The organism is Mycobacterium florentinum (assembly GCF_010730355.1).
Classification (GTDB): domain Bacteria; phylum Actinomycetota; class Actinomycetes; order Mycobacteriales; family Mycobacteriaceae; genus Mycobacterium; species Mycobacterium florentinum.
On sequence record NZ_AP022576.1, the window covers coordinates 679744 to 701362 of the forward strand.

Annotated in this window: 15 protein-coding genes; 4 read left to right on the top strand and 11 right to left on the bottom strand. The window is 67.2% G+C overall.

Going from position 1 to position 21619, the window contains the following annotated elements:
• Positions 1 to 172: 172 nt before the first annotated feature.
• The 6 genes from G6N55_RS03330 to G6N55_RS03355 form a co-directional block, all read right to left on the bottom strand.
• A complete protein-coding gene (locus G6N55_RS03330) occupies positions 173 to 1408 on the bottom strand; it encodes a PPE family protein (protein WP_085224051.1) in 1236 nt (411 codons plus the stop codon).
• 397 nt (positions 1409 to 1805) lie between these two features.
• Positions 1806 to 3038 (bottom strand): PPE family protein, encoded by a 1233-nt coding sequence (locus tag G6N55_RS03335; protein WP_085224049.1) that lies wholly within the window; start codon positions 3036 to 3038, stop codon positions 1806 to 1808.
• Positions 3039 to 3390: 352 nt separating this feature from the next.
• A complete protein-coding gene (locus G6N55_RS03340) occupies positions 3391 to 4608 on the bottom strand; it encodes a PPE family protein (RefSeq protein WP_269474045.1) in 1218 nt (405 codons plus the stop codon).
• A 10-nt stretch (positions 4609 to 4618) separates the two neighbouring features.
• Entirely contained in the window at positions 4619 to 4918 is a 300-nt protein-coding gene (locus G6N55_RS03345; protein WP_085225334.1) for a PE family protein, read from the bottom strand.
• A 174-nt stretch (positions 4919 to 5092) separates the two neighbouring features.
• Positions 5093 to 6325 (bottom strand): PPE family protein, encoded by a 1233-nt coding sequence (locus G6N55_RS03350; protein ID WP_085225332.1) that lies wholly within the window; start codon positions 6323 to 6325, stop codon positions 5093 to 5095.
• A 481-nt stretch (positions 6326 to 6806) separates the two neighbouring features.
• Positions 6807 to 7001 carry a ferredoxin gene (locus G6N55_RS03355; protein ID WP_085225330.1) on the bottom strand — a complete coding sequence of 65 codons (195 nt, stop codon included), beginning with the start codon at positions 6999 to 7001 and terminating at the stop codon, positions 6807 to 6809.
• Positions 7002 to 7261: 260 nt separating this feature from the next.
• Here G6N55_RS03355 and G6N55_RS03360 point away from each other — a divergent pair, with 260 nt between their 5' ends.
• Positions 7262 to 8437 carry a cytochrome P450 gene (locus tag G6N55_RS03360; protein WP_085225328.1) on the top strand — a complete coding sequence of 392 codons (1176 nt, stop codon included), beginning with the start codon at positions 7262 to 7264 and terminating at the stop codon, positions 8435 to 8437.
• Between the two features lie 42 nt (positions 8438 to 8479).
• Here G6N55_RS03360 and eccCa read toward each other — a convergent pair whose 3' ends face one another.
• Positions 8480 to 12652 carry a type VII secretion protein EccCa gene (gene eccCa / locus G6N55_RS03365; protein WP_085225326.1) on the bottom strand — a complete coding sequence of 1391 codons (4173 nt, stop codon included), beginning with the start codon at positions 12650 to 12652 and terminating at the stop codon, positions 8480 to 8482.
• On the bottom strand, positions 12649 to 14169 hold the full coding sequence (gene eccB, locus G6N55_RS03370; protein WP_085225324.1) for a type VII secretion protein EccB: 1521 nt from the start codon (positions 14167 to 14169) through the stop codon (positions 12649 to 12651). The genes eccCa and eccB overlap by 4 nt, the downstream gene beginning before the upstream one ends.
• A gap of 408 nt (positions 14170 to 14577) precedes the next feature.
• Here eccB and malQ point away from each other — a divergent pair, with 408 nt between their 5' ends.
• Positions 14578 to 16719, top strand: coding sequence for a 4-alpha-glucanotransferase (gene malQ / locus G6N55_RS03375; RefSeq protein ID WP_085225385.1), 2142 nt, complete (start codon positions 14578 to 14580; stop codon positions 16717 to 16719).
• A gap of 9 nt (positions 16720 to 16728) precedes the next feature.
• Positions 16729 to 17199, top strand: a complete 471-nt coding sequence (locus G6N55_RS03380) for a nuclear transport factor 2 family protein (protein ID WP_085225322.1) — start codon at positions 16729 to 16731, stop codon at positions 17197 to 17199.
• A 38-nt stretch (positions 17200 to 17237) separates the two neighbouring features.
• Here G6N55_RS03380 and G6N55_RS03385 read toward each other — a convergent pair whose 3' ends face one another.
• Positions 17238 to 17666, bottom strand: coding sequence for a type II toxin-antitoxin system Rv0910 family toxin (locus tag G6N55_RS03385; protein WP_036469074.1), 429 nt, complete (start codon positions 17664 to 17666; stop codon positions 17238 to 17240).
• Between the two features lie 141 nt (positions 17667 to 17807).
• On the bottom strand, positions 17808 to 18365 hold the full coding sequence (locus G6N55_RS03390) for a hypothetical protein (RefSeq protein WP_036469073.1): 558 nt from the start codon (positions 18363 to 18365) through the stop codon (positions 17808 to 17810).
• 191 nt (positions 18366 to 18556) lie between these two features.
• On the opposite strand from G6N55_RS03390, the gene G6N55_RS03395 reads away from it, so the two are divergent.
• Positions 18557 to 20338 (top strand): DUF4407 domain-containing protein, encoded by a 1782-nt coding sequence (locus G6N55_RS03395; protein ID WP_036469072.1) that lies wholly within the window; start codon positions 18557 to 18559, stop codon positions 20336 to 20338.
• A gap of 6 nt (positions 20339 to 20344) precedes the next feature.
• Here the strand turns inward: G6N55_RS03395 and G6N55_RS03400 are convergent, their stop codons facing one another.
• Positions 20345 to 21559, bottom strand: a complete 1215-nt coding sequence (locus tag G6N55_RS03400) for a cytochrome P450 (RefSeq protein WP_179968115.1) — start codon at positions 21557 to 21559, stop codon at positions 20345 to 20347.
• Between the last annotated feature and the right edge of the window lie 60 nt (positions 21560 to 21619).

Here is a 21619-nt window from a genome sequence, read left to right on the forward strand (position 1 = left end):
CCCAGGCCGCCAGGCCGGCGCGGCGAACATCGCCCCGGGAATAAAATCCGGTCGCGGCTAAACGCCTGCCCGCGGATGCGGATGCCGGCTTTGCCCTGTGCGCCAGACGGTTTGCGTATTGATGGGGATACGCAGCCTTCAGCGCGAAAGGCCGTGCGGGATTACGCATCAGTTATCCGGCCGAGGGTGGTCGGACAAGCACGTTGCGCTTGAAGCCGTATTTGTGGGTGAAGCCGGCGGCCGCGCGCCGGCCGCCTCCCGTCATGGGCATGCCCTGCAGGATGCCGTTGTTGGCGGGCCCGGCGGCGCTGGTGGCGTAGTTGACCATGGTGGCCTGAACGGCTTGTTCCTCGACCGCCGCGGGTGCGACACCACCCCACGTGGAGGGCACCGACAGGCCGCCGATCTTGGCCGAGGAGGCCAAGTGCGCGGTCGCCGCGACGCCGCCCGGGTGCCCGCCGCCCAGGGCCGCCAAACCGGCGAACTGCGGCGTCGGATACCACGCACCGCTCGCACCGGCCGTGGTACCGATACCGAACGTCGTCTGCTGCTGAATCGAATAACCGAAAGCTCCCAGTCCCGTGCCGAAGTAGGGAAAGCCGGTGAGCTGCTTGAAGATGACCTGCGGGACGCTGGAACTCCATCCCATCGGGTTGTCCGGAGTGGGAATGGTGAACCAATTGGCCCACCATGGCGGATCGGACGCCGTGGCCGATGGATCGGCGGACGCTGTTACGTTGGTCGAAAGTTGTTGCAGTGCTTGCGGAACCGCGTTGGTAGAAGCCGATTGCGTGGTCGCATTCGCCGCGGTCTGACCGGACTGGCCCGCAGGCTCGGAGGCGGCTTTGCTCACCGCGAGGGCCTGGTCGGCCGTTTTGTCGGGCTCGGTGGTCTGCGGCGACGACGAGAACGGGGTCAGATCCGTGGCGACCGCCGATGCCGCGGCGTAGCCGTACATCGCGGCGGCGTCTTGGGCCCACATCTCCAGGTACTGAGTCTCGGTGACCGCGATCGCCGGCGTGTTCTGCCCGAAAAAGTTGGTCGCGACCAGATTCGCCAACAAAACCCGGTTAGCCGCGATCACCGGCGGGGGCACGGTCGCCATGAACGCCGCCTCGAAAGCCGCCGCGGCAGCGCGAGCCTGCGTAGCGGTCTCCTCGGCCTGAGCGCCCGCGGCACCGAGCCAGGTTACGAAGGGTGACACCGCGGACACCATCGACGCCGACGCCGGTCCGATCCATGGCCCGCTCGTCAGCTCCGAAATCACCGAGTTGTAGCCGGTGGCCGCGGTGGCCAGCTCAGCCGCCAGCCCATCCCAGCCCGCGGCGGCGGCCATCAGCGGCCCCGACCCCGGACCCGTGTAGATCAGGGCCGAAGTGATCTCTGGCGGTACGGCACCGTAGTCCATGGTCTACGAAGCGCCCGGTTCGAACGGCATGTGTTCCTCGCAAGTGGAATTTCTCGACGACCTTCACCGAAATTGCTCGTTGCGAGGCTAAGGCGCGGGGCTCTCCCGCTGCGGCGGCGCGGCTCGGCGGACCGCACGACGGTCGCACCGGCGGGTCGGGCTATCCCACAGAAGTACAAGACGGCAGCAGCGGCTCATCTCGCCGCGTATACGCACCATCACCTGCGTGAATTAACGGTGTCGCCGCCGTGCGCCGCTCGCCGTCCGCACATGCAACCGGGAACTCGGCCGGCGCGAAAACGTCATTGCCGGATAAAAATCCGCTCGCGGATAAAACGCGCATCGCCGACTTCGGCGGCGACGCGTTACCCACCGCGCATCAGCGGAAAATCCGGGGTCAGCCGGCGAAGGGTGGGCGAGCCATGACCGTGGGACGGAAGCCGTACCGCGGGCCCGCGGCGCCGACGCCGTGCGAGCCGCCCATGCCCGCCAGCGGCATGCCGCCGAGCAGGTTGCCCGAGCCGGCCGCTTCGGGGACGGCGCTGATGGCGCTGACCGGAACGGCCGCGGCATGGCTGACCGCGGGAGCAGCCCCGGACCACAAGGCTGGGACCGACAACCGGCCGACCGAGGCCGCGTTGCCCAGACCGGCCGCCACCGCCGGCGCCGCGTGGGCACCGCCGCCGAGCATGCCGCCCAAGCCGGCCAACCCCTTAGGTGCCGCCGCCGCCGCGCTCGCAGTCGCCGAGACGATGCCGCCCGTACTTTTGGCGATCTGCACACCGCTGTTACCCATACCAACGCTGAAGTACGGCAGGCCCTCGGTGTTATAGGCGAAACCGGCGAACGGGCTCAGACCGTTGACGAACGTGGCGAAGCTGTTGGGCAACGTGGTCTGCCCGGTCAGCAGGAACCACAGTTCGGAGAACGGGTCCGTGGGCGTCGTGGCGGCCGCCGCTGCTTGTGCCGCGGGTGTCGCCGCGGACTGCAGGGTGCTGGGCGTCTGCTGGATCGCACTCGCCGTCGTGCTGGCGGCGTTGCCCGCCCCGGTGCTCGCCGCCGACGAGGTCGCTTCGCCCTGCTTGGCTTGGCCGGAGGGGTCGGTGACCTCCGGTGCCGATTTGAATGGGGTCACCTTGGTCGCCGAGGAGGACTGAGCCGCGTAGTTGTACATCGTGGTGGCGTCCTGGGCCCAGAACTGACCGTATTGGGCTTCGAGTTGCGCGATCACGCCGGTGTTTTGGCCCAGCGTGTTGGTCGCCTTCGCCTGGGCCAGCAGGGCGCGGTTCTGTGCGATCACCGGCGGCGGCACCGCCGAGGAGAACGCGGCCTCGAATGCGGCCGCAGCCGAGGACAGCTGCTGGGCAGCCTGTTCGGCTTGAGTCGCGGTGGTCTTCACCCACGTCACGTATGGGGTCAACGCCTGAACCGCCTTCGTCGAAGCGGCCCCCAGCCACTCCTCGCTGGACAGCTGAGTGATCACGTTCTGGTAGCCCATCGCGGCCGAATTCAGCTCTGCGGCCACGGAATTCCAGGCCGATGCCGCCGTGATCATCGACGTCGCACCCGCGCCCGCATATAGGCGCGCAGAGTTGAGCTCCGGCGGCAACGCCCCAAAATCAATCGACATGCTTGAGCCTCCTGGATCCCGGCCGGGTTGCGTGACGCATTGATTTGATCGCGAATACCGTTCGGGATCTACGAGTTTGGACTTTTGACGACGCCCGTTGTCGGGTGACCGGGTCCGTTGCCGCGTGCCTGCCGCGCTGGCATTCTGGCAGGTGGACATATCGGGCCGAGGGGTTACGGGCGAATCGGGAGGTGAGCGAAATGCGCTCAGCCAGAACCGATCAGCGACTCGTACGGGAGTCGTGGACTCTCCTGCTTTCCGCTTCGCCCGTTCGCACCGAGTCGGGGAAAACGAGATGCACGCACAACGGCTACGGGGCCGTCATGCGTGCATCTCGCAATGAATCAGATGGCTACCCGGCGAAGGGTGGGCGGGCCATGACCGTGGGACGGAAGCCGTACCGGGGGCCCGACGCGCCGAAGCCCTGGCCGGCACCCATACCGGCCAGTGGCATGCCGCCGAGCAGGTTGCCCGAGCCCGCGGCCTCCGGGGCCGCACTGATCGCGCTGACGGGCACCGCCGCGGCGTGGCTGACCGCCGGTGCGGCTCCCGACCACACCGCCGGGACCGACAACCGGCCGACCGAGGCCGCGTTGCCCAGACCGGCCGCCACCGCCGGCGCCGCGTGGGCACCGCCGCCGAGCATGCCGCCCAGACCGGCCAAGCCCTTGGGTGCCGCGGCCGCCGCGCTGGCCGCCGCACCACCGATGGCCCCGGTACTTTTGGCGATCTGCACACCGCTGTTACCCATACCAACGGAGAAGTACGGCAGACCCTCGGTGTTATAGGCGAAACCGGCGAACGGGCTCAGACCATTGATGAACGTCGCGAAGCTGCTGGGCAAGATCGTCTGCCCGGTCAACAGGAACCACCCCTGGGTCAGCAGATCGGAGCCCGAGGTCGTGGAGGCCGCGGGCGTCGCTGCCGCCTGAATCGTGTTGGGCGTCTGGGTGATCGCGTCCGCGGTCGTCTTCGCCGCGTTGCCCGCCCCGGTGGCCGACGCCGCCGACGTCGCCGCGCCCTGCTTGGCCTGCGCATCCGGGGTGGTTACCTCGGGGGCGTTCTGGAACGGGGTCACCTTGGTCGCGCTTGCGGACTGCGCCGCGTAGTTGTACAGCGTGCTGGAGTCCTGGGCCCACATCTGACCGTATTGCGACTCGAGCTGAGCGATCACGCCGGTGTTTTGGCCCAGCACGTTGGTCTGCATCGCCTGGGCCAGCAGGGCGCGGTTCTGCGCGATCAGCGGCGGCGGCACCACCGACGCGAACGCGGTCTCGAACGCCGCCGAGGCCGAGTCGAGCTGCTGGGCAGCCTGTTCGGCCTGCGACGCGGTGGTCTTCATCCAGGTCACATACGGAGTCAGAGCCTCGACGGCCTTCGCCGAGGCCGGCCCGAGCCACTCCTCGCTGGACAGCTGAGTGATCACGTTGTCATAGCCCATCGCGGCCGAATTCAGCTCGGCGGCAAGCGAACGCCAGGCCGAAGCCGCCGTCGTCATCGACGTCGAACCCGCGCCGGAGTACATGCGGGCGGAGTTCACTTCTGGAGGGAGCGCCCCAAAATCAATCATCGTGATCCCCTTAACCTGCCGCGGCCGCGTTGGCCGCCTCTGTCAGCGCATATGACCCCGAGCTGGTGCTCAAGGTGTTGACGAACTGCTCGTGGATCGCGGTTGCCTGTGCACTGACCGCCTGATACATCTGGGCGTGCGCAGCAAACTGTGCCGCCGTCAGCGCCGACACCTCGTCGGCAGCGGCCGGTACCACACCCGTCGTCGGGGCCGCGGCTGCGGCATTCTGGGCGGTCAGCGCCGAACCGATCCCCTGCAACGTGCCCGCCGCCGCCGCCAACGCCTCTGGTTGCGTTGTCACAAACGACATGTGATTCCCTCCTCGGTAACCGTCCGGCGCAAACACCGGCGGGTTTTCTTGACAATGACGGTAGTTCCTTCGCCGGCGGCGGTATTGCCTCCGTGCGAACTATTCAGACCCGGACAACTCTTGTTCATCTGGCAGACACTTTTATTTGTCGAGACGTCGAATTCGTATGGCCCGTTATCCGGCCGAGGGTGGTCGGACAAGCACGTTGCGCTTGAAGCCGTATTTGTGGGTGAAGCCGGCGGCCGCGCGCCGGCCGCCTCCCGTCATGGGCATGCCCTGCAGGATGCCGTTGTTGGCGGGCCCGGCGGCGCTGGTGGCGTAGTTGACCATGGTGGCCTGAACGGCTTGTTCCTCGACCGCCGCGGGTGCGACACCACCCCACGTGGAGGGCACCGACAGGCCGCCGATCTTGGCCGAGGAGGCCAAGTGCGCGGTCGCCGCGACGCCGCCCGGGTGCCCGCCGCCCAGGGCCGCCAAACCGGCGAACTGCGGCGTCGGATACCACGCACCGCTCGCACCGGCCGTGGTACCGATACCGAACGTCGTCTGCTGCTGAATCGAATAACCGAAGCTTCCCTGCCCCACCCCGAAATACGGAAAACCGGCCAGGTTTTTGAAGAATGTGAAGAAGTTGGGGTTGAGACCCATCGGGTTGGTCGGGGTCGGAATCGTCAACCATCCCACCCACCAGGGCGGATCGGACGCCGTGGCCGACGGATCGGCGGCCGCCGCAGCGGTAGAGACTTGTTGCAGCGCTTGCGGTGTCGCCGCGTTGGTGGCCAGCTGCGTCGTCCCTGATGTCACGGCCTGCGCGGAGTTGGCCGCCGGCTGCGACGTCGCCTGACTCACCGCTGCGGCTTGGTCGGCCGTCCCGTCCGGGGCTGTCGTGTTGGGTGGTGACTCAAACGGCTCCACATCCGAGGCGATCGACGAGGAGGCGGCGTAGCCCTGCATAGCGGCGGCATCCTGAGCCCACATCTCCATGTACTGGGCCTCGGTGGCCGCGATCGCCGGGCTGTTCACCCCGAAGAAGTTGGTCGCGACCAGGGTCATCAACAGCACCCGGTTAGCCGCGATGACCGGCGGCGGGACCGTCATCATGAACGCCGCCTCGAAAGCGGCCGCCGCCGCCCGCGCTTGACCGGCGGTCTGCTCCGCCTGAGCGGCCACCGCGCCGAGCCAGGTCACGTATGGCACGACCGCGGCGAGCATCTTCTGCGATGCGGGTCCGATCCACGGTGCACTGGTGAGTTCGGAAATCACCGCGCTGTACCCGCTGGCCGCCATGCCCAATTCCGCCCCCAGCCCGTCCCACGCTGCGGCCGCGGCCATCATTGGCCCCGATCCCGGGCCCGCGTACATGCGACCGGAATTGATTTCGGGCGGTAACGCTCCGAAGTCCAACACCGTGTCCTCCCTCAATTGGCCGCGATTGCGGTGGCAATCTCGGCTATCGCGTAAGAACGTTTATGAACCACTTGGTGGTTGCCGCAGCAATTGATATCCGCGTAGCACCGACCCCGGGGAGCCGAACGTCCATCGGTCAGCAAACCCCGTGAGTTGGCAATCCAGGCGTGACCCGGGCTGCCCGTCCGCCAACCCCGGCGTGGTGTTCTATCACCATGTTTCCCGGATATTTGGCCAGGAACGTCATGCCCATCCTGCCTCGACTACCCCCGCTATCAGCAACCGAGCGACAGCTCACTTGGGCTGAACTGCCGCTCGGAAAAGACATTAATGGGTTGCGCGCGCGTCGCCGACCACCGATGCCAACTATTCACACCAAGCCAACCATTGTTCATTCCCGGCCAACTGGTGTTCATCTATGCCGACCGGTTGTTCACCTTTGATTCGCTTACCGGTATCGACTCGGTCGAGACGCACGCCGTTAGTCCTCTTCGAGGATGAGCGCCATCTCCGGGCAGGAGGCCACCCCGTCGCGCGTCGACTCCACTTGCTCGGGAGGAACTTCGTGTTCCTCCAGGATCGAATAGCCCGACTCGTCGATAGGGAACAGCCCTGGATCGACGGCATAGCACTGCGCGTGGCCCACGCATTTCGACTTCTCGAGACGAACCCTCACAAGGTTCCCTCCCCCGCCGCGTCTTCGCGTCAGATCGGATTTGACGAATCGATAGGTAATCAGACGTTGTTGAATTCTAGAAGATTGTCCGACGCTCGACGTCGGCGAGTTCCACCGTCCACCAGCCGGATTGGAGCCGCCGCGATACACGTGCGATATTGGTGTGCCACCGAAAATCCGGTGACGGCACAGTTCCAGGCGGGCCCGGCCGAGTCGGGGGCCAAGAACGAAATGTCAGACGACAAGCGGAGATAGAACGCATGACCACATCTGGCGAATATAAGCCAGGCGACTTCTACCTACCGCGGCTGGAATATGCCACCATGCCGATGGCCGACGATCGTGGTGTCGGCTGGAAGGTGCTACGAGACGCCGGGCCGGTCGTGTTCATGAACGGTGCCTATTACCTGACACGGCGCGAAGACGTGCTGGCCGCGCTGCGCAATACGAAGGTGTTCTCCTCGCGCTTGGCGCTTCAGCCGCCTGGTTATCCGTTGCCGGTGGTACCGCTGGCGTTCGATCCGCCCGAGCACACCCGCTATCGCAGGATCCTGCAGCCATACTTCAGTCCGCACGCATTGAGCAAGTCCCGGCCGGTGCTCGAACACCATGCCGCCGAGATGATCGCTGAGCTGGCGGCTCGCGGCCAGTGCGACGCGGTAGCCGAATTCGCCAACCTGTACCCATTTCAGGTGTTCCTCGACCTCTATGGTCTGCCGCTAGAGGACCGTGACCGTCTGATCGACTGGAAGAACGCGCTCAACGCCGAAGGCCCCCATTTCGACCAGTCCGACCTGGAAAAGGCGCAGGCGCTGTACGAATACCTCGACGCCGCGGTTCAACAGCGCCGGCAAAACCCAGGCGATGACATGCTCTCGAAAGTGATCACCGGCGATGGCGACTTCACTGATCTCGAGCTGTTGGGTATGAGCCACCTGTTGATCCTGGCCGGGTTGGACACCGTCACCGCGGCGATCGGGTTCTCGCTATTCGAATTGGCGCGCAGACCGCAGTTGCGTGCGATGCTTCGTGACAACCCCAGGCAGGCCAGGGTTTTCATCGAAGAGATCGTCCGGCTGGAGCCGTCGGCACCGGTGGCTCCCCGGGTGACCACCGAGTTCGTCGAAATCGGCGGCATGACGCTCCCCCCGGGCACAGCGGTGCGGTTGTGTATGGCCGCCATCAATCGCGACGGCACCGACTCGGTATCCACCGACGACATCGTGATGGACGGGAAGGTGCACCGGCACTGGGGATTCGGCGGCGGCCCGCACCGCTGCCTGGGTTCGCATCTGGCGCGCATCGAGCTGACCGTGATCGTGATGGAATGGCTGAACCAAATCCCGGATTTCGAAGTGCCGCCCGACTACCAGCCCGAAATCAGGTTCCCGTCAAAGACATTCGCGCTCAAAGCATTGCCGCTGAGTTGGAACTAGCCGCGGTCGATCCGCGCCGATCCCAACTCAGCGGCTGCTGTCCTACTTGTTGACTTCGGTTGCGGCCACCTGGACGAACACGCCGGTGTCCTCGGCCATCAGCAGGCCTCGACCACGGGGCAGCGGGCCACCCTTCATCTTGCCGCGGATGAAGCCCTCGTCCGGGTCGGCGTCCATCACCAGCAGTGGCGTATTCGCCTGGTGCAGGGCCCGCAGGATCGGGTCGCTGCCCGCCGACGACCAACCGCCGAAGGTGCGCGTCACCAGGACATGCAAGCCGACGTCGGCGGCCCGGGTCACCCACGGAGCGATCTGGTGCAGCGGCGAGTCGAAGCCCGGCGGCAGCTGCTGGACGTCGTCGACGATCAGGAAGATCTCCGGACCGCTCCACCACGACCGCGACAGCAACTCCTGCGCGGACAGACCCGGCGGTGGCTGGCGAGCGGCCAGGACGGCCGCCAGCTCGCCCACCAGCGCCTGCACGCCGTCGAGGTTGTAGGCGAACTTCTCCACATACTCGGTGCCCAGGACGGTCAGCAGCTGACGGCGCGGGTCGACCAGCCAGACCTGCGCCGAGGGCTTTCCGGCCGGCGGTGTCGGCGCGGTGGTCGAGCCCGGGGCATACAGCCGGCCGATCTCGGACATGATCGTGGCCAGTGTCGTGGTACGCCCACATTCGCGTCGGCCCGTCACCATCAAGTGCGCGTTCTCGTTGAAGTTGAGGTAGACCGGGGCCAAGTCCAATTCCGAGATGGCCCAAGCGATTCCGCCGACACCAACACCTTGGCGATGGTCTCGGGCGGCCAGCTCGCGCACCTGCTCCACGCCGAACCGTGCCGGCAGGCGCCGCACCGGAGGTGCCTGGCCGCTCGCGAGCCGGCTGACGGCCGCGACCACACTGTCCGACTCGAACATCTTGTCGGGGGTGCTGGCCAGCGCGGGCCGGGCCACCAACGTGTGCAGGCCCGCTTGCGGGTCGCTGTCGAGTCGGACGTAGTTCACGGCGACCATGCCGCGCCCCGGCTTGACCGGAACGTCCTTGGCGAACCGCGACCGCACCAGCTTGGCGTCTTCGACCGCGGCCAGGCGCAGCTCGATGCGGGACCCGAATCCGCTACGCACCGGCGGCCGCAGCTCCGATTCACGATCGGCGGTGACCACGACGTGCACCCCGAACGAGGGGCCCTGGTTGATGATCTGGTTCACCTGCTCGATCAGCACCTCGTTTTCCTCGGCCAGTGCCCTGTAGTTGTCGATCACCAGGTAGACGTCGCCGAAGCCGTCGTTGGGCACCGGGCCGGCCTCGCCGGCGAACTTGCGGCGCCGGAACACGTCCATCGAGGCGATGCCGTATTCGAGGAAGCTACGCTTGCGCTCGCGCACCAGCGCCAGTAGTTCGGCCACCGTCCGGCGGACACCGTAAGGATCGGTCGGACCGGCGACCTCACCCACATGCGGGAGACGCGCGATCGTGGTCAACGCGGTACCGCTGTAGGCCAGGCAGTAGAACTGGATCTGCTCGGGCGTGTGGGTCAGCGCGGCCGAGCAGATCAGCGTCTGCAGGGCCGTGGTCTTGCCCGCACCACCGGCGCCCAGGATCAAGACGTTGGCACCCGGCCCGGAGGTGTCCACCGTCCACGGCGGCTGGTCGTGCTTGAACGGCCGGTCGATGATCCCGATCGGGAACGTCAGGTCCCTCGCCGAGCCGTAGTCCTGGTCCCAGGGGCGGCCGAGGAACCGGTTGACCAAGTCGTCGATCGCGACGGGCTGCGTCAGCGGCGGCTGCCACAACCGGTAGGGCTCGAAGTCGATCTTGCGGAGCTGATTGATGATCTCCGTGCCGACCTTCGGCGTCCTGATGCCTTCGTCGTCGTCTTCGCTCTCGGCGACTTCGGCCTCGGGCAGCTCGCCGTTGCCGAGGATCGGTGGCGGCTCGATGTCCGGCCCACCGACGCTGACCTCGAGCGGGGTGAACGAGTTGGTAAACAGCTGCGGGCGAATGTAATCGATGCTGTGCACCAGCACCGGCGCCTCTTCGCCGTCGATGGTGATCCCGCGCGAGTAGTAGTCACGCCACAGGAATTCGGCCTGGAACCGGACGATGTCCTCAAGGCTTCTACGGAAGTAACCCAGACCGGCCTGGGCGGGCAGGTTCACGGCGTTGGGAACACCGGCGGCCTGCGCGGCGCCCGCGGTGCGGGCCTTCAGCACCAACCGGTAACCCATGTTCTCCATGAGCTTTTCGGCGCGGCTCTCGATGGTCTGCGATGCCATCATCAGGTGGATCCAGTAGGCGCGACCCTGCCGGCCGATCGAGTCGAGGACGTCGACCGCGGTCGGCATGATGCGGAACCATTCGTAGAACTCGTCGATAACCACCACGAGCATCGGCAGCGGCGGCATGTCCTGGCCGCGGGCGCGCATCCTGGCTCGCACCGAGTTGTATTCCTTGGCGTCGTCGACTCCGGCGTTGTCACACACCGCCTTGCGGCGGGCGATCTCGCCCCACAGCGCGTCGAGGAAGCGCTCCATCAGCGCCTGGTCTTCCTCGAGGTCGGTGATGATCCGCGAGACGTGCGGGACGCCGGCGAACGGCTTGACCGCCGACCCACCCTTGAGGTCGGCCAGCACGAACTGCAGCTCCTCGGGCGGGTGGGCGAGCATCAGCGACTCGATCACCGTGCGCACCAGCGTCGACTTACCGGAACCCGTGGTGCCGGACATGACGCCGTGGGGGCCGTCACCGCCTTCGTCCAGCGACTTCATGTCCAGGAACAGCAGCTCGCCGTTGTCGGAGCGATTGCCGAACGGCACCCGCAATCGCGAACGGCCCATCGTGTCGGTGCGAGCGGCCCACAGCGCGTCGAAGTCGATCTCGCCGGGATCGTCAACCCCGTAGTAGGCCAGGATGTCTCGCGCGCCGATGTGCGCGACCCGCTGGCCGATCTCCTCGTAGGCCTCCGCGAGGCGCCAGTGCGCCAGCTTCTGCCCGAACTCCTCGGCCTCGGCGGCGCTGATCTGGTCGGTCAGGGCGAAGAACCACGGCTTGTCGTCGATCACCATCCAGGTGTCGCGGTCGCGAGGCAGTGCCTCGATCACGCCCTTGTCGTCGAACCGCAGGGTCCGCTCCGGGACCGACGTCCACATCGGCGCGCCGGTCAGGTCGAAGAAGGTCACGCCGTCCACGCCTTCGGCGCTGATCACGTACTCCCATTGGGGGTCGACAACATCGGCGATGATCACCGTGTGCGGCGTCGGCGTTTGGGCCGACGAGCTCGCGTGGCGGGGCGTGAACGATCCACGGCCGGCGAACAATTCGGCTTGCTCCGCGGCGAACTCGCGCACCGAGCTGTAAACCATCCGCGCGTTGCCCGCCGCGTCCTGGCGCCGGGAATCACCGAAGTGCGGCAGCCACTTGACCCAATCCCATTCGTCCAGGTCCGAACTGACCACGACCATCTGCACGTGGTCGGGGCCATGGGAGAACGCCAGCTGGCAGACGATCGCGCGCATCAGCGCCAATACCTGCGGTCGCTCACCGATCAGCGAGTACCAAGGTTCCACCAGCAGCGAAACCATCTTGGGCAGGTTGTAGACGACGCTCTGATAGCGACCGAATTCCTGCAGCGCCTTACCGGTCACGGGCTCCAGCTCGATATCGGTCGGCATGTTTTGGGGCTCACCCCAGGTCACCTCGGGACGCGTCATACCCACGCCGACTCGGACCACACCGAAGTTGAGGTCCTTGCCGTCGGGCTTGCGCTCCCACATCCGCGGCGAACCCACGGCAGCGCTGAGCGTGTCGGGAGCGGGGTGGAACCACCGGTAGTTGGCGTCCATGCTGTCGGCCGACTCGTGGGCGGTCTCGCGCAGCATGTCCAGCATCAGCATGAACTGGGCGCGCATCGAGTCAAGCTTCGGGCGGCTCATCTGCTGCTGCTGGCCACCGAACCGGCCGCCGAACATCATCATCGCGACGCCACCGATCATGAAGATCGGGAAGATCGCGCCGGCGCCGCCGAACACGTGAGAACCGCTGCCGAAGACCATGGCGATCATGCCGATCAGCAGGCCGATCACCAGGACGCCGACGATGATCAGCCACACGGGCTTGCCCTCTGGCGGCGGAATGCTCAGCGGCGTCGGTAGGACGATGTTTTCCGGCTTGATGACCGGAGGCTTCTCCGGGGTCGGCCGGGCGAATCCACGCTTCACTTCGGTACCACCAACTCTGCAGGGGACATATCCATCGGAAGGGTGTCGTGCTCCACCAGCGCATCAGCCCGCGACAGCGTCGGGCCCTGCGGAAGGAGCCGGAGCGCTACCCACGGCGCCAGGCCCGGAGTGGTTTGCAAACCCAACGCCTCGCGCACCTCGCGGGTGTCGTCCACCCCGAATCGGGCGCCGGCATCCGTCACCCACCATAGCGATTCGGTGGTCTTGGCACCGGGGTCGTTACCGGTGACAGCCACGAAGTTCGCGAAGTTAGGACCGAAGTAAACCTGGTCGGCGGTGCGGCCGGTGGTGTCCGACTTCACCAGCGACACAATCCTTTTCGACTCGGACTGCGACACCGGGATGGTCGGTCCGGACACGACCTGGATGCGGGCCCGGTTCTCGCCGCTGGTCTTCTCCCACCACCAGCAGGTCGCCGGGTTCTCCCGCAGGTCGGTGACATTCAGTGGGTTGTCCGGATACGACGACAGGTCCAGCTTGTTGACCACCGGCATCTTGGCCAACGCCGCGGGTTCCACGGTCACCGGCTTGCTGTTGTTCGCGCCGCCGGCGTTCTGCATGATCTGCGCGACCAATGGCGGCAGCGTCTGCACGCCCTCGGGCAGCACCAGCGAATACTGCTGGGGCCCACTGATTTGCGGCGTGACGAGGATCGTCCCCACCGGGCCGGGAGCGCCGGGGAAGGTCGCCGGGCTACCCGCGTTCTGCACTTCGGGCACCGTCAGTTCGGGGCCCACCGGCAGTGCGTCGAACAAGGCGCGGCTCATCGGCTTTGCCATGCTGATCTGTTCCGGCGTCAAACCGAGCGGCAACAGGACGGAGCGGTTCGCCGCGTCGATGCGCGACCGGCGTCCTTCCCGGATCACCCAGGTGTCCCCGCTGTAGCTCAACACCACGGCGTCCGAGCCGTTCAATACGTGCCGGCGGTTGCCGAGGTCGGGCACGCCGTCGATCACCGTCACGGTCACACCCGACGGCGCGCCGACGCCGGTCGAACCGGCCACGCTGTCGCAGATCAGCCACGACGACGAGGACGGAGTCTTCGCGCCGAAGGTCGACGGTGCGCCGGGGATGCCCACCATCGGGCCGCGCGGGATGTTGGCGATCTGGCTGGACCGCACCAGGTGCGGGTTGTCGGGGCGTCCCGTGATCAGCCGCGCCGAGGCCAGGTTCAGTGCCGGGTACAGCTTGTCCCCGACGCGGACATACAGCGCACCGGAGTCGCGGTCGGCGATGATCGGCGAATCCCCCACCTGACCGGCCGGGCTGATGAACGAGTACAGCAGCGCGCCCAGGCAGATCACCGCCGCGGCGGAGACCGACGCCACGATGGCCAAGGTCTGGCGCCGTCCCGGCTCGACCTCCATCCGGACCCGCCAGCGAGTCAGTGCCATCGACGTCCGTCGCGCAAGGAACTGATAGCCGGTCACCTGCGTGCGCGTCGATAGCCCGAGGCCGTACCCCGAGCCGCGCTGCCCGCGACTCTCTTCCGCCACTAATTCACCATCCGGTCTGTTGGAACGCCTGGACACCGTCCAGCACGCGAATCACATCGATAACCGTAAGCCACCCGCAATGACCTCGCCATGTAGCGCAATGTGGCGTTCACTTCAAAGCCTCGTTACGTCCATCAATCCGGCCGCCGTCATACGCCGACAACGGCCCGCCCAGCGCTGGCACACACCGCTGAGCTGGCAGTTTCCAAGTTCCCCACTGGATCCCCCGGCCGGACGATTGCTATCTCCAATGGGATCGTAGCCGCGCATGGCCAACCCGTCCTGTCGAGCATGTGACTCCCCGGCTACTTCGCTGACCTGCTGAAGAATCGGCGGCCGGCAACGCGGGAGGCGGTCGTCGGGCGGCCCGCGTCGTGCCGGGCGGCGTTTGGCAGCAAGATGGGCGGCATGACTGAGCTCGCGCCGTCATTGGTCGAACTTGCCGGCCGATTCGGCATTGCCACTTGGTACCAGGACTGGACGGGCCGCCAGGTTCAGGTATCGGAGAGCACGCTGGTGACCGTGCTCGCGGCGCTTGGTGTCGAGGCGGGCACGGAGCAGGACCGCAACGAGGCCCTGACCAGCCAGCTGCGCAAGTACTGGTCACGTCAGCTGCCGGCGACCATCGTGGCGCGCACCGGCACCCCGACCCGGTTCTGGGTGCACGTCACCCACGGCGATCCCGCCGAAGTGCTGTTGCGGCTCGAGGACGGCACCGTGCACGGCGGCGTGCAGCAGGTCGACAACTTCACGCCCCCGTTCAATCTGGACGGGCGCTGGGTCGGCGAGGCGAGCTTTCTGCTGCCGCCGGATCTGCCGCTCGGTTACCACCGCCTGCACCTGCGTTCGAGGGGCATCGAAACCAGCGCCGCGCTGATCGTGACGCCCGACTGGCTCGGACTGCCCGAGCAGCTCGGAGCCCGGCGGGCCTGGGGCCTGGCCGCCCAGCTCTACAGCGTGCGGTCCGAGCAGTCGTGGGGCATCGGCGACCTCACCGACCTCACGGACCTGGCCGTCTGGTCCGCATCCCGGCACGGCGCCGACTACCTGCTGGTCAATCCGCTGCACGCGGCCACCCCGACGATCCCGATGGAGCCGTCTCCATATCTTCCGACGTCGCGGCGCTTCTTCAATCCGCTTTATCTTCGCGTCGAGTCCATCCCCGAATTCGCCGACCTGACCAAGCGCGGCCGGCTGCGGCGGCTGCGCGACGACGTCCAGCAGCAGGCCGCCAAGCTCGATGCCATCGACCGGGACAGCGCCTGGACGGCCAAGCGGGAGGCACTGAAGCTGCTCTACCGGGCGCCCCGGTCGGCGGGCCGTGAGCTGGCCTACGCCGCCTTCCGCGAGCGTGAGGGCAGCGCGCTCGACGACTTCGCCGTCTGGTGCGCGCTGGCCGAGAAGTACGGCGGCGACTGGCATTGCTGGCCGAACTTCCTGCAGCACCCGACCGCCATCGGTGTCGCCCGGTTCGCCGAAAAGCATGCGGACGCGGTCGATTTCCACCGCTGGCTGCAATGGCAGATCGACGAGCAACTCGCCGCGGCCCAGTCGCAGGCGGTCCGGGCCGGCATGTCGCTGGGCATCATGCACGACCTGGCTGTCGGCGTGCACCCGAACGGCGCCGACGCCTGGGCGCTGCAGGATGTGCTGGCGCTGGGTGTGACCGCCGGCGCGCCGCCCGACGAGTTCAACCAGCTCGGCCAGGACTGGTCGCAGCCGCCGTGGCGGCCGGATCGCCTCGACGAGCAGGAGTATCGGCCGTTCCGCGCACTGATCCGGGCGGTGCTGCGCCATGCCGGCGGCGTTCGCATCGACCACATCATCGGGCTGTTCCGGCTCTGGTGGATCCCCGAGGGTGCATCGCCCACCGAAGGCACCTATGTGCGCTACGACCACGAGGCGATGATCGGCATCGTCGCACTGGAAGCGCACCGCGCCGGGGCGCTGGTGGTCGGCGAGGATCTCGGCACAGTCGAACCGTGGGTCCGCGACTACCTCTTATTGCGGGGTCTGCTGGGCACCTCGATCCTGTGGTTCGAGCTGGACCGTGACGGAACCGGCGGTCCGCTGCCCGCCGAACGCTGGCGTGAGTATTGCCTGTCGTCGGTCACCACCCACGATCTGCCGCCGACCGCCGGCTACCTGGCCGGCGACCATGTCCGGCTGCGCGAATCGCTCGGATTGCTGACCCGGCCGGTGGCCGAGGAGCTCGAATCCGACCGGGCGGAGCGCGAGGCGTGGATGGCCGAGCTGCGCCGGGTGGGGCTGCTCGGCGAGCACGACGACGACCCCGAACAGGTCGTCCTGGCCCTCTACCGCTACCTGGGGCGAACGCCGTCGCGGTTGTTGGGCGTCGCGCTGACGGATGCGGTCGGTGATCGCCGAACCCAGAATCAGCCCGGCACCACCGACGAATATCCCAATTGGCGGGTGCCGCTGACCGGCCCCGACGGCCGGCCGGTGACGCTGGAGGACGTATTCACCAATCGCCGGGCCGCCACACTGACCGACGCGGTGCGTGCCACCCTCGCACCGCCAACCATCTAACCGAGCGCCATGACCCTCTCAGCGAACGACCGGTGCGCGCTCAGCGATGTCGTGCACCGATACGCGGCCGGAGTCGACGACCGTCAATTCGACGCTGTGACAGCACTTTTCACGGCGGACGCCGAGCTGATCGTGCCTGAGCCGCCGGCCGTGCTCACCCCGGTTCATTCGCATCGCGGGCGACCGGCCATCGCGACGGCGGTCGCGGCGGTGGCCGCGGTCGCGCGTACCGAGCACGCGATCATCGGTGAGGTGTACGACCAGGGGCCGCGGCCGGGGACGGCACGCGGTCGGATCGCGTGCGTCGCACATCACTGGACGCAGCGCGCCGATGGGGTGATCGATGCGGCTTGGCATGTGCGCTATCACGACGAGTACGAGTCAACGGAGGCGGGGTGGCGGATCGCGCGCCGGTCGTTGACGGTCAATGCGATCGAGACACGGCCGGTCCGTCGGCTGTTGTCGTGGGACCCGGAGTAAGCGCGGCCACTCCTGCGCGCGAGCGGGTTATCTCGCGGCTATTGCATCGCGGCGAGGTTTTCCACCGACCTGCGCACGTCGGACCGGAGCACTCTGGCCACGACCTTGCCGACCGGCCCGCTGAGCACGCCCCCGCGCAGGTCGGCGGTGAGGTCGAATGTCGATCCGGGGTGCATGTCGGTCACCGCCATCGTCACGGTGATCCGGATTCCACCGCGGCCGCGACCTTGCAGCTCAATCGAATTGGGCTCGTCGTAGCGGGTCACCGTCCAGTGGACGACGTTGCGGAACCCCTTCACCTTGATGCACGACGATACTTTGGTGCCCTGCTCGATCGTCGAGGGGAGCTCGCCGCGCCAACCGCCGAAGATCGTCATCCACTCGGCGAATCGAGCAAGATCGGACGCCAGTTTCCAGGCTGCGCTCGGCTCCAGGTCAGACCTGGTCGAAACATCCACTTGTGCCAAGGTTTGTCGCTCCTCTTGAAACCGTGCCGTGAGTCGGGTTCCCCACCGCGTACCCAAGACCGGCGACCCGATAAACCCGCGCGTTGCGTCCGGCTCGTTATTACCCTGTCGGTCAACGTGTTTCGGCTCGGCTCGGCTCGGCTACGGCCAGGCTTCGTTCAGCTTCTCCTCCACGTCGATGATCTGAGCGGCTTGCGATTGCGGTGCGTCGATTTCGTCGGCGACGTATTGGGCGATGAATCGGCGAATCTCGCCGTCTACGCCGGCCAGGATGCGCAGTATCTCGCCGCGGAACGACTGCGACGACACATTGACGGTGATATCGGAGGGCCGCGGCTTCGCGACGTCGACGATCAGCACCAGTGGTTCGGCGGCGCGGGCCGTCGCGCGCAACGCGATGTCCCCGGAGACCTGAAAACGCTGCTTGTCGAGTCGCAAATCCAGCAGCAGGTCGATTGACAGCGGAATGTGAATGACGAAAGTGATGCTGTCGCCCAACCGCCGTGTGACGCGCGGGTCTTGGATCTTGACGTTGGCGCTGACCTTCGCGATTCCGGCGGGTCCCTGCGCAATCGGTTCCATCGCGAATTCGTTGCCGGCGATATCGGCGAATGCGGCGGCGACACGCTCGGGAGTGACGGCGACTTCGAAGAATCGGCGTCCGAACTCCTCGTAGGTGACGTAGTCGTGGTTTTGCATAGGCTTATACCGTCTCACGCCACCTGCCGGAAACTTAGCTGATCTGTCCGCGTCGTAGGAATTTCACCTCGGTGCGGGACGGTCGCGTCGGCGAGGCGGCGACGTGTTGTGAACAACGCCACAGTCGGCGCTTCGATTCGGTGTGTCGACCGATCGCCTGGGAGGCTGGACGGCGGAGGTGTTGGAGTCTGATGGGCGCCCACGAATTGATTGAGCCGCGCTCAGCCGTCTCCCGGGTCGAGGGGGTGCTCGCCTGGCTTGGCGGCGGACACTGGCGCGAATTGGGGGAACGTCACGAGCGGTCCACCCACGCCGTCGCGGGCGCGGTGGTGCTGCTCGGAGCCGTGTTGGCGTGGCTGGTCGCGGCCTTGGCCGTCGATGCATCGGCACGCTGGCCGCTGATCGCCGTAGTCGCGCTGACGCTGATCTTCGGTCTGCTGGTCGGGGCGGTGACGCGGGGCATCGCAAGCGGCCCTCACCGCGGTCGGCCCGGCATCGCGGGACGGATCGTCGTGGCGGTGGCGGTCGGCGTCGTCGTCGGCGAACTCGCCGCACTGGTCGTGTTCTCCCGCTCGATCGATCACCGCCTCGAGGATCGCGCACTCAGTACCGCGGACTCGGCGCCGGCGGTCGCGCAGGCGTCGGCGGCGCTGCAACAGACTCGGTCCGCGCGCAGCGCGCTGGACGCCGCGGTCACCCAGGCCCGCAATGGTCAGGACGACGCGTTGGTCGTGGCGCGTTGCGAATACCACCCCAGCCCGGCGTGCCCGCAGACCCGCATCACCGGCGATCCCGGCGCCGGACCCGAAACCCGAACGGCGAATGAGCTTCTGGCTGATGCGCAGCGCGAGCTCGACACCGCGCTGGCGGCCCGCGACCGCCAGGCGCCCGAATTGGACGCCACGATTTCGCGTGAGCAGCGGGCCGTGGACGATGCCCGCCAACGCGTGCTGGCCGAGGCCGGCCCGGGTGGCGTCGGGGCGCGCTGGATCGCGATGAACGACCTGACGTTCGCCGGCGTCGGGGCGCTGATGCTGCGGTTGCTGACCATCGCGTTTTTCGTGCTGGTGTACTTGCTTCCGCTGATCCTGCGGACCTGGCGCGGTGAGACCACCCAGGATCGCCACGCGACGGCGCGCGCGGAGCGTGAGCGTGCCGAGCTCGATGCGGACACCGCGATCGCGATCAAGCGGGCCGAGGTTCGCCGTGAGGCCGAAATTCTTTGGGCCGAACACCAACTCACTCAGGCCCGCCTGGCCATCGAGGCGCAGACCGAGATCGACCGCGAGCAGCAACGCCGTCGAGTCACCGAAGCCATCGAGGGACCGCAGCCCGCGGCGTCGGTGCGGACTTTCGAACCCGTGCAGGAAGACATCTACCTGCCGATCGCCGCCGAGGCCGAGGCCGCCAGCCGGGCCGTGCCCGAATTGCCCGCCGCTGCAGCGGTTTCCCGCGAGGAGACAGCGCCGGAGGTGGACAACCTGCCCGCGCAGATCGAGCCGGCCGACGAGCGCGCCATGCCGTCGATCCCCTCGATTCCCGACGCGACCCGGGCCGCGGCACGCTGGATTCGTCCGCTGGTGCCGCCCTTCGTTGCGCGGGCCATCGACAACACCACCGCGCCGCTGCGCACCGCGCGCCAGGTGTTCGAAGAGGTCGAGGAGATCACCTTCGCGCTCAGGCGTACTCGCAAGGTGACTTTCGACTCCGAGAGCTCTGAGCCGAGCGAGCATCGGTCGTCGACGACCGATGCGGCACCCACCGGTCGGGTCGCGTCGTCGCGCACCCACCACGAGACGCACGATCACCCACAGGTGGGTCGGCACTCCTCGGTGCGGCTCTGCGTCAAAGACGCCGACGGCCTACCGCTGGGACCGGCGGACAGCGAGCACCCGCGGGAGCTGACGGAGCGCGACGGCCCGCGCGAACTTCGCCCGCCCCAAGGGCCGCGCCAACTTCCGCCCGGGAAGTAGCCGCGGTCAGCTGACGGCCAGCTCGAGTCGTTCGAGACGGCGCACCAGCAGGCTGGGCAGCCACCGCCCCACGTCGGCCTGCTCGATCGTCGTGGTCCGTTCCAGCAGCAGGCGCAATACGATGGTGGCTTCCAGGCGGGCCAGCGCCGCCCCGACACAGAAGTGTGCCCCCTTGCCAAAACTGATGTGTCCCTTGGCTTCGGCGCGATCGAGCAGGAACTCGCCGGGTCTCTCGAAATGGGCCGGGTCGCGGTTGGCCGCGCCCCACAACAGCAACAGGTGCGAGCCGGCGGGCAGCTCGACGCCGGCCAGCACGGTGTCGTTGCGCACGTGCCGGTAGTGGCCCCGGAAGGGTGGCTCGTAACGCAGCGTCTCCTCGATGAATGCCGGTAGCAGCGAAGGGTTTTCGCGCACCTGCTGCTGGATGTCAAGACGGTTCGCGAGTATCCAGGCCGCGCTGCCCAGCAGCGATGCCGTCGACTCTCCCCCGGCGGCGAACAGAATCACCATCATCACCTGGGCGGCGACGCTGTCCAGCTTGCCCGACGCGCAGGCCACCGCGAGCTCGCCCAGCAGATTGTCCTGGGGATCGGCGGCGGCGAGCCCGAATTGTTCGTTGATGTAACCGCCGAGTTCCATCACCGCGACACCCGCGGCGGCCAGCTGTTCCTCGCCGACCAGCCCTTCGACCGTTTGGGTGGCGGCGTAGCCCCATTTCATCAACTGCGCGGCGTCGGCGGTGGGCACCCCGATCAGCTCGGCCACCACCATCATCGGCAGCCGGTTGGCCATGGCGTCCATCCATTCGATGCGTCCGTCGCGCAGCCCCTGGTGCCACAACCGCCCCGCGGTGTCGGTGGCGAATTGTTCGATCGCGCGGATCCGCCTCGACGCCAACTGGCGCACCACCAGCTTGCGGTGCACGGCGTGGGCGGGGTCGTCGGCGGTCGCGAGCACGTGCGTTGGTCCGTCGAGCGCATCCATCTCGAATGGCCTGACGGCGCCCCCGCCGGTGTAGGTCATGGTGGCGGTCAGGTTCGACGAGAAGTCCTCGGGCCGGGCGATGACGTCGTTGACGGCGTCCCAGCCGCAGACGGCATAGAACTCCGAGCCGGCGATGCGGTGCACCGCCCCCTCCGCGCGCATCCGCTCGTACAGCGGGTAGGGATCCTGCAGAGATTCGGCGCCGAAGAACGTGTCGGCCTGGGCTATGACGGTCACGGGTTCAGCGTGAGCAACGGATATCCACACGTCAACGGCGATGCGGAAAATTGAACACGG